The organism is Halocella sp. SP3-1, from assembly GCF_003953885.1.
GTDB lineage: Bacteria > Bacillota > Halanaerobiia > Halanaerobiales > DTU029 > Iocasia > Iocasia fonsfrigidae.
This window is the reverse complement of the sequence record NZ_CP032760.1, coordinates 365684-379987: the sequence shown is the minus strand read 5'-3', so window position 1 is coordinate 379987 and position 14304 is coordinate 365684. Positions and strand designations below refer to the sequence as shown.

At 32.8% G+C, this 14304-nt stretch carries 14 protein-coding genes; all 14 read left to right on the top strand.

The features are described from left to right. The first annotated feature begins 2 nt into the window (after window positions 1-2). The 14 genes from D7D81_RS01745 to D7D81_RS01680 all read left to right on the top strand — a co-directional run bounded on the left by D7D81_RS01745 (window position 3) and on the right by D7D81_RS01680 (window position 14293). Window positions 3-449: a GNAT family N-acetyltransferase gene (locus D7D81_RS01745; RefSeq protein WP_125986738.1), complete on the top strand. Its 447-nt coding sequence runs from the start codon at window positions 3-5 to the stop codon at window positions 447-449. 100 nt (window positions 450-549) lie between these two features. Beyond that, complete coding sequence (locus D7D81_RS01740) at window positions 550-1971, top strand: sugar transferase (protein ID WP_125986736.1); 1422 nt, start codon at window positions 550-552, stop codon at window positions 1969-1971. Between the two features lie 162 nt (window positions 1972-2133). Beyond that, window positions 2134-2706, top strand: a complete 573-nt coding sequence (locus D7D81_RS01735; RefSeq protein WP_125986734.1) for an outer membrane beta-barrel protein — start codon at window positions 2134-2136, stop codon at window positions 2704-2706. 109 nt (window positions 2707-2815) lie between these two features. After that, on the top strand, window positions 2816-3025 hold the full coding sequence (locus D7D81_RS01730; RefSeq protein ID WP_125986732.1) for an ATP-binding cassette domain-containing protein: 210 nt from the start codon (window positions 2816-2818) through the stop codon (window positions 3023-3025). A 304-nt stretch (window positions 3026-3329) separates the two neighbouring features. Beyond that, a complete protein-coding gene (locus D7D81_RS01725) occupies window positions 3330-4613 on the top strand; it encodes an extracellular solute-binding protein (protein ID WP_125986730.1) in 1284 nt (427 codons plus the stop codon). 68 nt (window positions 4614-4681) lie between these two features. Then, window positions 4682-5599 carry a carbohydrate ABC transporter permease gene (locus D7D81_RS01720; RefSeq protein WP_205739308.1) on the top strand — a complete coding sequence of 306 codons (918 nt, stop codon included), beginning with the start codon at window positions 4682-4684 and terminating at the stop codon, window positions 5597-5599. 15 nt (window positions 5600-5614) lie between these two features. Beyond that, a complete protein-coding gene (locus tag D7D81_RS01715) occupies window positions 5615-6466 on the top strand; it encodes a carbohydrate ABC transporter permease (protein ID WP_125986728.1) in 852 nt (283 codons plus the stop codon). Window positions 6467-6491: 25 nt separating this feature from the next. Further along, window positions 6492-7064: an HAD-IA family hydrolase gene (locus D7D81_RS01710; protein WP_125986726.1), complete on the top strand. Its 573-nt coding sequence runs from the start codon at window positions 6492-6494 to the stop codon at window positions 7062-7064. Window positions 7065-7296: 232 nt separating this feature from the next. Continuing rightward, entirely contained in the window at window positions 7297-8352 is a 1056-nt protein-coding gene (locus D7D81_RS01705; RefSeq protein ID WP_125986724.1) for an ABC transporter substrate-binding protein, read from the top strand. After that, complete coding sequence (locus D7D81_RS01700) at window positions 8333-8998, top strand: response regulator transcription factor (protein WP_125986722.1); 666 nt, start codon at window positions 8333-8335, stop codon at window positions 8996-8998. The genes D7D81_RS01705 and D7D81_RS01700 overlap by 20 nt, the downstream gene beginning before the upstream one ends. Next, a complete protein-coding gene (locus tag D7D81_RS01695; RefSeq protein ID WP_125986720.1) occupies window positions 8995-10416 on the top strand; it encodes a sensor histidine kinase in 1422 nt (473 codons plus the stop codon). Before D7D81_RS01700 ends, D7D81_RS01695 begins: the two co-directional genes overlap by 4 nt. 16 nt (window positions 10417-10432) lie before the next feature. After that, window positions 10433-11278, top strand: a complete 846-nt coding sequence (locus tag D7D81_RS01690; RefSeq protein ID WP_125986718.1) for a DUF3919 family protein — start codon at window positions 10433-10435, stop codon at window positions 11276-11278. Continuing rightward, on the top strand, window positions 11275-12708 hold the full coding sequence (locus D7D81_RS01685) for a phosphohexomutase domain-containing protein (protein WP_125986716.1): 1434 nt from the start codon (window positions 11275-11277) through the stop codon (window positions 12706-12708). Before D7D81_RS01690 ends, D7D81_RS01685 begins: the two co-directional genes overlap by 4 nt. A 196-nt stretch (window positions 12709-12904) precedes the next feature. After that, on the top strand, window positions 12905-14293 hold the full coding sequence (locus D7D81_RS01680; RefSeq protein ID WP_125986713.1) for a UDP-glucose dehydrogenase family protein: 1389 nt from the start codon (window positions 12905-12907) through the stop codon (window positions 14291-14293). Window positions 14294-14304: the final 11 nt, after the last annotated feature.

The following is a 14304-nucleotide window of genomic DNA, read 5'->3' as shown; positions in this document are numbered from 1 at the left end:
TTATGAAGATTAGAAGGGCAGAAGAAAGTGATGTAGGAGTTATTACAGAATATAATTGTAAGATGGCCCGGGAAACAGAGGAACTGGACCTGGACAGAGATATAGTGCTGGCTGGTGTTCGGAATGCAATAAATGATAGTTCAAAGGCGGTTTATTATCTGGTTGAAATAGACGGTAAAGTTGTGGGTCAGTTAATGATTACAAAGGAGTGGAGTGACTGGCGTGATGGTGTGTTTTGGTGGATTCAGAGTGTTTATGTTCACGAAGAATACAGGTGTAGAGGGGTTTTCAGGGGGCTGTATAATTATGTAAATGACCTGGTTCAGAATGACCCTGAGGTCTGTGGAATCCGTTTATATGTAGAAAAAAATAATAAGCTGGCCCAGAAAACTTATCAAAATATGGGTATGAAGAAAACACCTTATCTCCTGTATGAACAGGAAAAATAAAAAAGTCATTAAATGTAGGTATTTTTTGCTAATAATTGTATTTTGTAATATAATATAATATGATATAGTAAAATACAAGTTAAAAGTGAGGATTGAGGAGATGAGATTTTCTTTTATAAAAAAGGACGGTTTTTTTCTCAAGGTATTAGTAGGTATAATTGATGTCTTTCTGATAAATTTTAGTTTTTATCTTACCTTTCATTTGAGGTTTAATTTTCAGCCGTCTATGAATAATATCAGGCCTTTTTATGCTATTATTCCATATATTTCGATAGTCACTTTAATTGTCTACATATTTTTTGATATGCTGTCGATGTCCTATAAATCAATAGTGGATAATTTGATTAAAGTGTTTAGTTGTCTCTTATTAGTTGATATTATTACAGCTGGAATACTTTATTTTAACAGGGGTTTTTCCTTTCCAAGGAGTATTTTTATTATTGGTTTTGTTGTCCAGTTTGTTTTGCTGGCTGTATTTAAATCCTATTTATTGCTTAAAATGAAAAAGAATTACCGCAAGAAAAGGATTTTAATTATTGGTTCTAAAGAGGATACTGAAAATATTGCTAAAAGGCTTTTATTAAGTAAGGATAATCTTGACGACCTCAGGTATATTTGCAATAATATAGATCATAATATTTATAAGTTAATTGATGAGGTAGATAAGATTTATGTCGGTCCCAGTGTCAGCAGTGAGATTAAAAGTGAGCTAATAAGCTATTGTATTGGTAAAAACAAGCTTGTTTACCTGGTTCCTGAGTTATTTGAAATTGCTATGATTAATGCCAGGACTGTTCAGCTTGATGACCTGCCTGTTTTTGAGATAGACAATCTCCATCTGTCTTTTGAAAAGATGATTATAAAACGGATTTTTGATGTAGTTCTATCTTTTATTGGTATTGTACTTACTTTGCCTATTATGGCAGTTACGGCTTTAATTATTAAGTTATATGACCGGGGTCCAGTCTTATATATACAGGAGAGGGTTACCCAGGGAAACAGGAAATTCAAGCTTTATAAATTTAGAACCATGATTGTTAATGCCGAAAAAAAGACAGGCCCTGTGTTAGCATATGATAGAGACCCCAGGATAACACCACTAGGCCGGTTTTTAAGGGCCAGCAGGTTAGATGAATTACCACAGCTTTTTAATGTCCTTAAAGGTGATATGAGTATAGTTGGCCCCCGACCAGAGAGACAGCATTTTATTAATGAGTTTACTAAAGATATACCACATTTCAAATACCGCATAATGGTAAAAGCCGGGGTTACAGGACTCGCCCAGGTGCTGGGTAAATATACTACAAGCCCTGAAGATAAGGCCCGCTTTGACTTGTTATATATCAGAAATTATTCCCTGTGGTTGGATCTAAAGATAATGCTGCGCACCTTGAAAGTAGTTTTTCTCAAAGATAAGTCCAGTGGGGTTAAAGAGGAAAAGTCCCTGGAAGAAGTGCTGATAAGCCTAAATATTCAGGCTCATGAAGAAATAAGTGCCACCAGAATCGATCAGTTTAGATAATATGACGTGACATAGGGACGGTTCGTCTGTCATATTATTTATATTGAATTTAGAAAATTGAATAAGTGGCAACTATTGCAGGAATATGACAAATTGCCTAGAATTATATGCCTAGAATTATATATTAAATTACATAATCAAAACAAAGGGGTTGTTAAGTTTATGAAAAAGATTTTAGTTTTGATGATGGTATTGTTGTTGGTTTCTTCTTGTACAGTGTTTGCGGCTGAAGGTTATTTTAATGCCAAACTGGGTCTGGATTTAGCCGGTAATCATGATCTTGATTATGAAGAAGGTGGTTCAGGAGATTTTGATGTTGATACTGGTTTTACTATTGCCGGGGAGTATCTGGTTCCTTATAATGCTAAGGTAGATTTTGGTGCTGGTCTGGCCTATCAATTTGAAAGAGGATTTGATGAGGATGTCGATAGTAGTGATTTTAAATTCAACTTTATCCCCCTTTATGGTATAATGAAGTATAAACTTGATAAGGCTTATTTGCTAGGTCAACTAGGTTATAATTTTTTTGATCTTTCAAAGGAATATGAGGATGGTGGTGATGCAGAAGGTGGTTTATATTATGGTTTAGGTGCAGGTATGAATTTCTCAGAAAATATCTTTGCTGAGATTTTATATAGTGTTAATAAAGGTGAAATAAACTATGATGAAGATGATGATTATGGTTCTGAGGTAGATAATTCACAAATTTCTTTAATGTTAGGTTATAAATTTTAAGTAAGGTTATATTATATTTAATTTATTAAAAAAGCAGGGGATTCCCTGCTTTTTTAATATTCTCTTTTTAAATTATATTTTTGAGTTTCTGCCAAAGAGATTGAGGATATTGTATTTACTTAAAGAGAATTATACAATTGTTCTAGTTAGCCATGTCTTGCGTCAGGCCAGGAGATTATCTGACTATATTATATTTCTTTATCTAGGGGAAGTAATAGAAGTCAGAGAAGCAGAGGAATTTTTCCTTAATCCACAAGATGAAAAATCCCAGCAATATATTCAAGGGGCTATTGGCGGTGGGGATTATAATCGGTTTTAACAATGTTTTGGGTTTATTTTATTGCTAGGATAAAAAATTTAATTATCTTTGGGACAGGCTATTTTGGTCAGGAATGAATGATCAGCCTGTGTTTTAATTTGACAGCAAGTGACTAATAGTCAGTCAGGTGAATTTTCTTTGTTACAAAATTGTTACAATTTTGCAATATTTTATATATAATTTTTTAATATAATAAATGTAATTAAAAAGGGTTTTACTAAAATTAATATTCACAATTAGCAGTAGGGGAGGTGTATTTTTAATATTTATTTAATTCTAAATTATTAATATTAGGAGGAAGAAGATGAAAAAAAATATAATTCTATATTTACTTATGATTGTTTGCTTGTTTTCTTTAGTTGTAAATGCTGCTGATAAAATTGTATTAAATTATTGGACACACACGGATGATAATAGAACTTTAATTGAAAACAGGTATATTAAAGAATTTGAAGAAAAATATCCAAATGTAGAAATAAGGAGGGTTGTTAATGAGGCAAGTAAAATGGGGGACCTAGTATTGACTGCATTTTCAGCAAATAATGGTCCAGATGTTTTTAACCTCCCTATTGAACAGGAATATGGCTATATGATTAATGGTCGTGTAGCTCCTGTAGACTTTAGGGCATTAGGTTATAGTTCTTTTGATGAATTAAAAAAAAATTATATGGAAAACACATTTGGACCTGTGACAATGGATGGAAATATTTATGGTCTTCCACTTGAACTTACTAACTGGGCTATTTTTATTAATAAGAAAGTTTTTAGAGACGCAGGCCTTGATCCCGAGAAGGATTTTCCAAAAACATGGGAAGATATGGTTAATATATCAGAGAAATTAGTTCTTAGAGATGGAGAAATTATTACTAGAAGGGGATTTGACTTTAGATATCCTTACTATTTGGTTTCTTTCTTACCTATGGTTCAACAATTAGGTGGAGATTTGTTAAGTCCTGATGGTAAAACAGCCATTGTAAATGATGAAGCATGGATTAAGGCCCTAAAATTTATAAAAGATTGGGGTCCCCATGGGAAAAATCTTGGTAGTCCAACATATGTTAATGCCCGTAAGACCTTTAATAAGGACAATAATGATATTGCAATGTGTCTAAGTGGGCTTTATCAGGAAGGTAGGTTAAGGGATGATAATCCTGATTTCTATAATAGTGGAGAGTGGATGGTTGTACCTTTTCCTGTATTTGAAAATGCAAAAAATAATCTTGCTGCGGCCTATTATGGACACTATTTAATGGTAAACTCTCAAATTTCAAATGAAAAACAGGAGATGGCCTGGAAGTTTATTGACTATATGTTGAGTCATCCAGTTGAGTATTTGAAAAAGGTAAATATTGTACAGCCTACTCAGGATTTAATTGAATCAAAAGCCTTTAAAAATATGCCGTATTCCAATGTATTTATGGAAGATTTAGCTAGAGCAAAACCTGTATTCTTGCATCAGAACGGATACCAATTCGAAAGATATATAAAAGAAGCGATCGAATCTGTAATGCTACAGGGTACATCTGTTGATGGAGCATTAAAATACCTCGGGCTAAGTATTCAAGAAGTGTTAGATGAAGAATATTAGTAAAATAATATTTTATATGGAAGTCCAGGCTTCTAGTCTGGACTTTCTACTAAAAGGGGTGAGAATCATTGAATTTTGGTAATAAAAAGAACTATAGCATAGAACGTAAAAAAGCCCGTTGGGGATGGATATTTGTTATTCCATCATTGATATTTTTTTCATTATTTAGTTTTTACCCGATTATGAATGCATTTTATATGAGTTTAACCAGGAAAGACCTTCTTTCCTTAAGAGCTCCAAAATTTGTTGGGTTTAGGAATTACTTATATTTGTTTCAGTCACCAGATTTTTGGAATTCTATGAGTAGTAGCGCTATCTTTACAATTGGTACATTTGTTCCTCTCTTGGTTTTTAGTTTATTCCTTGCAGTATTTATTTTGTCCAGGGATAGATGTTATAAATTTTTTCAGATGGCGTATTACTCACCAGCGGTTCTTTCATCAGTTGTAGCTGCCTTAATCTGGTTATTAATATTTGACCCTCGTGGCTTGGCTAATCAGGGTGTGAACTTTTTTTTAAACCGATCGGGTGTGGATTATAAGTGGTTGGCCAGTACACATATGATAAGATTTTCGACTATTATGGTATATTTTTGGAAATATATAGGGTACTTTACGATAATTTTTATTGCAGGTATATCTGGAATTCCCAAGAGTATACATGAGGCTGCTAAAATTGATGGTGCAAATAGCTGGAAAGATTTTTGGTATATTACCTTTCCTTTATTAAAACCAACAACCCTATTGGTTTCTGTTATGGCGATGATTCAATGTTTTAAAACATTTAGTACACAGTATCTTTTTACTCAGGCTGGAGCGCCAACCAGACCTATCAATGTAATAACATTAAATATTTATAATACAGCTATCAAGGACCATAGAATAGGAAGGGCCAGTGCTATGAGCATTATTCTCTTTATAATAATGATAGTATTTACATGGTTACAATTTAAAACTTCAAAATCAGATGAGGTAACATATTTATAAAGGGAGGTATAATAGATGTTTAAAAAAAAGGGGATAGATATTTCAATAATAAATATACTTATATGGATCTCTTTAATTACGGCAGCGTTAATCATTTTGCTACCATTAATTTTTATGATTACTTCTTCAATAATGCCAGCAACGGAAATTTTAAAACTGCCATATCCTTGGGTTACTAATCAAATTTACTGGCAAAATTATTGGAATGGTTTAAAGGGGCCTAACAATACCTTTATATTTTTGAGGAATATACTTAATTCACTTATTGTAGCCAGTACAGTAACTTTTACTACAATTATATTATCTGCTTTGACAGGATATGGTTTAGCAAAATTTAAGTTCAAGGGTAGGAATTTAGTTTTTATAATGTTTATGGCAACAATGATGATACCTTTTGAGGTTATTATGATTCCATTATATCTTGTGATTGTAAAAATGGGTTTTATTGATTCATACATTGGTTTGATACTTCCGTTTCTTACCACTGCTTTTGGTGTCTTTTTGATGAGGCAGAGTCTTATTACTTTTCCTGATGAAGTGCTTGATGCTGCAAGAATAGATGGGGCCAGTGAACTTTCAATATTTTTAAAAATAGTTATGCCTAATGTTAAACCATCAATAGCTACTCTGGCGATATTGTCCTTTAGGACCCAGTGGGATAGTCTATTATGGCCATTATTGGTAGTCCAGAGTGATAGAATGAAAACTATACCATTATATATTATGAAGTTTATGGCCGAGACACATACAGATGAAGGAATAATGATGGCAATAGCAGTAATGGCCAGTATACCTATGTTTGTTCTGTTTTTTACTATGTCAAGATATTTTATTAGTAGTGGACTACATTCTGCAACTAAGGGTTAATAATAAAAATTCAGGAGGTATTAAAGTGAAATATAAACTTTTTATATTTGATATGGGAGGTGTACTGTTAAAGAACTTTAATGTAAGACCTGACATATATAAATGTCTTAATATAAATGATAAACAGTTTTTTGATTTTGCTGGTGATGAATTACAGGAGTATTCAGATGGGAAAATATCTTCCAGCTGTTTTTGGGGAGTATTTTCACAGAGATATGGTAAGGAAATTAAAGAAGAACTGTTTGGTAAATTTTTTAAACCGGAAGTTGATAGGAAAACAAGTAGAATTATAAAAACCTTAAAACAAAAAACACGGGTAGTATGTGGGACTAATACTATTGAACCACATTATGATTATCTTATAAAAAAAGGATATTATGATATATTTGATGCTGTTTATGCGTCAAATAAAATGGGTATTTCTAAACCCAATTCTGAATTTTACACATATATTCTTAATGAAGAAAAAGTAAAAGCAGATGAAACGATATTTGTTGATGATATGGAGGAAAATGTGAAGGCTGCTTTAAGTTTAGGAATAAATTCTATTTTATTTGAAGATCCAGAATCCCTGGCTAAAAAAATTTGTTTTTTATAGTTTGTTTTACCCCTCTTGAACAATTGCTTGATTAAAAATTATAAATTATTTATAATTATAGTATATTTAAAATATTTAAACTTAGGGTGTGTGTTCGAAAAGGTATAAATAGGGGATTATATATCCCTGAACGAAGTTAAGGTGTTACCGTTGAGTGAAGGGATATATAATCCCCGGTGCATATACTGATACTTTTCGAACAGATTCTTGATTATTTTAGGGGGGCTACTCTATGAAAAAAGATGTATTTATTGTTATCCTGTTTATATTAGTATCAATAATTATAAAAACTGATTTAATAATGGGAAAAATCTGTTATCCTGATTTAACGGGTCAGAAACTGGTTGTTTATATCACTTTTCATGAGGAAGAGGGAAGGAGATTACTGGATTTATTTAAAGAAAAGACCAATTGTCAATATATTTATTTGAGAATGCCGGCTGGTGAGACAGCAGAAAGGGTTATAGATGAAGCTACTTCCCCTGCAGCCGATATTGTTTTAGGTGGGCCGGCCGATGTACATCAACTACTTGCTAATAAAGGGTTATTGGAAAAGTATATTTCACCTATTTCCAGCAGTATACCAATTAAATATAAGGATTCTGAAGGTTATTGGACAGGTCTCTATATTGGGCCTATATCAATAGGCATAAATGAAGTTAGATGGGAAAAGGAGTTAGCAGGAAAGGGCATTAACAAACCAAAATCTTTTAATGACTTACTTGATCCTGTTTTTAAAGGAGAGATCATTATGCCTGCTCCTCTTTCCTCTGGGACTGGTTATACATTATTAGCATCATTAATACAGCTGTGGGGAGAAGATAAAACCATTTTATTCTTAAAACAACTTGATAAAAATGTAGCTGAGTATTCAAAAAGTGGGTTTACAGTTGCTCAAAGGGTTGCAGTTGGTGAATATTTAATTGGTATTAATTTTCTTCATGATCAATTGTTAATGCGGAAATCTGGATTTAATATTGTTTCAAGGGTGCCTGAAGGAGCAGGTTGGGAGATTGGGGGTATTTCAATTGTTCGAAATGGGCCAAATACTAGAGCTGCTCAGGCATTTGTTGATTTTATGTTAAGTAAGGAGATAGGACAATTTCATACCGATTTAACTGAAAGAATATCTACTAGAGAAGATGTTAGGATGCCGATATCTGTAGGACTTGTATCTTTATCCGAAATGCCGATAAATTGGGGATATGATTTCTCAATAGCTGCAGAAAATAGAGTTAGTTATCAGCAGTTATGGGAGGCAACTATAAATGAAAATTATGATTATTGAAGATGATAAAGCCATAGCCAATTTATTGAAGATGAATCTCCATCTTGAGGGATTCGAAACGGCTTTATTTTATGATGGTAAAGGGGCTTTAGAACAAATTGACCTTATAAAACCGAGTCTGATTTTATTGGATATTATGCTGCCAGATATTGATGGCTTTGTTGTTCAGAGTAAGATAAAGAAGAAAAACATACCTGTGATTTTTTTGACTGCCAGGACAGATTTAAAAGATAAGTTGTTAGGTTTAGAATTAGGAGCTGATGACTATATTACAAAGCCGTTTGATAACAGGGAATTAGTTTTAAGAATTAAAGCTGTTTTGAGAAGGGTTAAATCTTTGGAAAAGCAAGATGAAATTAAATTAGCTACTTTTAAGTTAATGCGTTCACAGCATTCTTTTTATATTGAAGATAAAAAGATTGACCTGACACCGAAAGAATACAAGATTATTAAATGCCTAATGGAAAACCATAAAAAGGTTTTTTCCAGAGAAGAATTGTTGAACTTGGTATGGGGATTTGATTATTATGGTGATACCAGGACAATTGATATGCATATCCAAAGATTGAGGAAAAAGTTGGGAAAATACAAAAAGGCAATTAGAACAGTATATAGTGTAGGTTATAAACTGGAAGTGGAAAAATGAGGTTTGATATTAAGAAAAAATTTATGCTTGCTAATATTGCAATTATTTTACCCATGTTTATTTTATTTATTTATTTTTCTGTTATTTTTGTTGATCAGTATAATTTAGCAAGTATTAGGAAGATTCTTTTAAATGATAGCTATATTTTGCAATTATATCTTTATCAATACTTATCAGAGCATTCGACTGAACAGTTATCAGAGAAAGACCTATTTTTTTTGAATTATGAATTAAGTAAGATGGTTAATTTGCGTAGTCAAATGTTATATATAAGTAGTAATATTCAAGTAGATTCAAAATTAGAGACTGCGGATGTTTTTTCAAGTTTTAGGGATAGTCAGGAAATTAAACTGGCTATTGAGAATAAGAAGAATTATAATCTAAAAAAAGTTGATAAGCATAGGTATCTATTAATGGCATTTCCCTTCTTTTCGAAAGAGGGAATTGAAGGTGTTGTGAGGTTGATCTGCATTTTAGAAGAAGCTGATAATCAAAAGAGTAAGTTAACAGCTATTCTATCAGGGATAGGTTTTCTAGTTTTAATAGCTATTATTCTTTTATATCAATATTTTACGGATAAGATAGTATTTCCATTGTACAAGTTAAATTCGGTGGTTCAATCATTTGCCAGTGGTAATTTAGAAAACAATTTAGAGATAGATAGTGGTGATGAAATAGAGGAACTAGCTAATTCTTTTAATAAAATGTCCTCTGATATCAGTTTACTTATTGATAACTTAAAAATTGAAAAAAGTAAGCAGAAGGACTTCTATAATAACATGACCCATGAAATCAGGACTCCTCTTACTACAATACTTGGTTATGCAGATATAATAAAACGAGTTGATTCCAGAGAAAGTCGGGAAGAATGTTTACGATATATTGAAAGTGAGGGGAAGAGGTTACTGCGAATGATAAATGAATTATTAAAGTCATCAAAACTCAATTTGCATAATTTTGAAATAAATAAAGGATATTTTAATATATCGAAATTAATAGAAGAGACTGTTGGGATTATTAAATATAAAGCTAATAAATATGGTATTAAGTTTAATTTTAATATTACAGAAGATATATTTATTGATGTTGATAAAGATAAAATCAAAGAGGTTATTCTTAATTTGATAGACAATGCTATAAAATATAGTGGGACAGATAAGATAGATATTTCATTGATGTGCAGTGGACGAGTTGTATTAATAGAAATAGAGGACTATGGTAAAGGGATTTCTAGAAAACAGTTAGAAAAGATTAATAAAGATTATACGGAATTTCAGGAAACTAATATTAGCAATCATGATGGACATGGATATGGTTTATTTATAACAAAGAAAATTATTGAACTGCATGATGGGGAATTTGTAATTGATGGTTTGAAAGGAAAGGGCACATTAATATCTATTAAATTATACAAATAAAGTGGTGGGGTCATTAATGCGGCATTTTATTTCTATTATAATAATTATTTCTTTTATATGGATAGGAACTTTCACCTTGTTTAATTTCCTGGAATTTGGAATTAGTGAAAATGAGATTGTTGTTATCGATGATAATGATAAATTGATAAGACTTATTCAAAAGAATACACCTGTAAAAATAGAAATAAGTGATGATAATTGGGGTAGAGCAGTACTAGAAGAACCAGAAGTATTATTTAAAATATGGAATATACTTAGTAAGCTGGAATCTTATCCAGATAAATATATTTCTAATCAGGATCAAATAAGTGGTTATATTTACTTCATTGATGGTAGCAAACAGTTTTTTGCTATTTCGGATAGGTTTCAATTAGGAGAATTTCTTTTAGGTAATATTAATGAAGAAATAGATGTCAAGGAATTATATAGGATTCTATTATATACTTTGCAGACAAAGAAGAATTTAATTAATATGATAGAAAAAGCAGATTCAATTTATTTATATAAGGCTGGAGATTTTTATGATCCTGATTCAGCGAAGATGATTAATGTATCAGAAAAGAGTAAAAAAAGATTTATAGATTATGTATCGAATTCCAATCTGGTTAAGGATAGTAATAAACTAAATAATTATTTATTTGAAGCAAGTTATCAGCCAATTTTTCATATATTATTGTCTTTTGATGAAAAACAGGATCCAGTAGTTTTATCGGTTATATCCAATGAGTTCTATAATATTATGGATATGAATCTTTTAAATAGGAATATGATTTATTTTGAAGGTAACTTATTAGACTTTTATAATGAAATGATTGCAGTAAATTCAATGACTTACGAATCTAATAGAGGTGATAACAAGTGATAAAATTTGGTACTGGTGGTTGGAGGTCAGTTATTGCTGAAGATTTTACTTTTGAAAATGTTCGAAGGGTTGCCAAAGGACTTAGTATAATGATAAAGAGTGGAGGAGATGTTAATAAACCAGTTGTTGTAGGCCATGACCTTCGTTTTTTGTCTGGAAGATTCTCCAGGGCTTTCTCAGAGGTCTTGGCCTTTAACGGTATAAAAGTTTGCTTTATTGATGAGGCAGTTCCAACTCCAATGGTAATGTATGCTGTCGACCAGGAAGAGATAGATTATGGAGTTGTAGTGACTGCTTCCCATAATCCACCAGAATATAATGGAATAAAAATTATTGTCGAGAAAGGTAAAGATGCTCCGGTGGAGGTTACTGATCAACTCGAGAGGATCACCAATAATCTTCCTGATGAAGAAATAAAACATGAATATTTTTTTGATTTAGTCGATGAAGGAAAGATACAATATTATAGCAATAAGAATAAATATATAGATTCTTTATTATCACAGGTTGATGTCAAAGAGATTATGGAGAAGAATCTTAAGGTTTTATTTAATCCGATGTATGGTGTAGCCAATGATATTATGAAGATTTGTTTATCTACTCTCAGGTGTTCTGTCGAGACTATCAATGGTTATCGTGATACTATGTTTGGATTGCATGTCCCTTCACCTGAACGGGAAAGTCTGCAGGATATGGAATACAAGATGAGAAATAGTAAATATAATATTGGTATAGCTACTGATGGGGATTCAGATAGGCTGGGACTATATGATGAAGAAGGTAATTATGTCGATGCCAATAAGATACTAAAACTATTATATTATTACCTTAAAGAGTATCGAAGAGCTCCAGGTGGATTGGTTAGGAATCTTACTACTACCCATATTCTAGATAGAATCGCTGCACAATATAATGAAGAGGCTTATGAAGTTCCTGTAGGGTTTAAGTATATCTCTGCAAAAATGCAAGAAAAAGACCTGCTATTAGGAGGAGAGAGTAGTGGAGGACTTAAGTTAAGGGGGCATGTTAATGGTAAAGACGGTATACTGGCGGCCTTGCTATCAGTAGAAATGATAGCCAAAACAGCTAAGCCTATTAGTATATTATTAAAAGAGATAGATAATAGGTTTGGGAGTTTATCCTTCCATTCTATGAATATTCCTTATCGGGTTGAAGAAAGGGAGAGATTGTCCGGTATTCTTTTTAAGGAAAAATATATTCCTTTATTTCCCTGGGAAATTAAGAAGGTTTCTTATATGGATGGAATTAAATTCTATTTTAAAAATGAAAATTGGTTATCTATCAGGTTTTCTGGAACGGAACCATTAATAAGAATTTATATGGAAATGGATTCTAAAGAACATGTAAAGGAATGTAATAATACTATTATTAAAGATAAAAAGCTGGCTTTAGTTTGCCAGACATGCTAATCTTCAATATCTAGGTCTATATGCCCTAATAACTGTTTCATTAGCAATAAAACAGCATGAAACCTGGATTGGTATCATTGAACCCGATATAAAACAAGAAAAATGTTACAGAATAGAAACAGATAAAATTGACCTTAAGGCTCTAATATATTAAAATATAGGGAGAATAACAATAGAGCAAAGGAGAGGACCTGGAATGTACAATAATAAAATAAGTATAATTGGTACAGGCTATGTTGGACTGGTTGGTGGGGTATGTCTGGCGGAGTTCGGGAATAATATTATAAATGTGGATATAGATGAAGATAAGATTGCGATGCTAAACAGGGGAGAAATACCCATTTATGAGCCGGGCTTAAAAGATGTCTATGAGCGTAATTTGGCTGATGGGAGAATAAGGTTTACTACTGATATAGAGTCTGCTATTAAAGAGAGTGAGGTTGTGTTTATTTCGGTAGGAACCCCTCCTGCTGAAGATGGTAGTGCTGACCTTCAGTTTGTTCTTGATGTAGCCAGCTCTATTGGTAAATATATGGATGATTATAAGGTTGTAGTTGATAAATCTACTGTGCCTATTGGGACAGGGCGTAAAGTTGCTGCTGTTATTGAAGAAGAGCTGGCTAAAAGGGGTAAGGAATATGAGTTCGATGTAGTCAGCAACCCTGAGTTTCTAAGGGAGGGAAAGGCTGTTCAGGACTTTACTCATCCTGACAGGGTAGTTATTGGTACAGAGAGTGAAAAGGCCCGTCAGATTTTAAGAGATGTTTACCGGGCTTTATATATAAACAATACACCCTTTGTATTTACTAATCTGGAGACTGCCGAGATGATTAAGTATGCCTCTAATGCCTTTCTGGCTACCAAAATATCATTTATTAATGAATTATCTGCCCTTTGTGAAGCCGTTAATGCCAATGTACAGACTGTTGCTGAAGCAATGGGGATGGACGGGCGGATTAGCAGTAAATTTCTCCATGCTGGACCTGGTTATGGAGGGAGTTGTTTTCCTAAGGATACCAGTGCTATTGCCCGGATAGCTGAAGGGAAGGGTGTAGAGTTAAAAGTAATTAGTGCAGGTATTGCAGCTAATGAGGCGCAAAAACTACGGATGGTTGATAAGATAGAGGGACGTTTAGGTGATCTAAAAGGCAAGAAGATTGGTATCCTGGGTTTGAGTTTCAAACCTGAGACTGATGATATGCGCGAATCCCCTGCCCTAACAATAATACCTGAGCTTATTAAAGCTGGTGCCCTGATAAGCGCCTATGACCCCCAGGGAATTGAAGAGGCTGTCTGGCGGCTCAAGGATTATGAAAAAGATATTACTTATTGTAATAATGAATATGAGGTAATGAAGAAATCTGATGCCCTGGTTTTAATAACTGAGTGGAATCAGTTCAGGAGATTGGATTTAAGTAAAGTTAAGGAATTATTGAAACAACCGATCTTTTTTGACCTGAGAAATGTCTATGAAAAAGAAGAGCTTGAAAGGTATGGCCTGGAATACATTGGTGTAGGTGTTCCTGCCAGTAGAGCAGGTGCAGTAAATAAGGCTTTTGATGAGGTGGCAGCTGATAAGGAGTAGTTTAAGGAGGC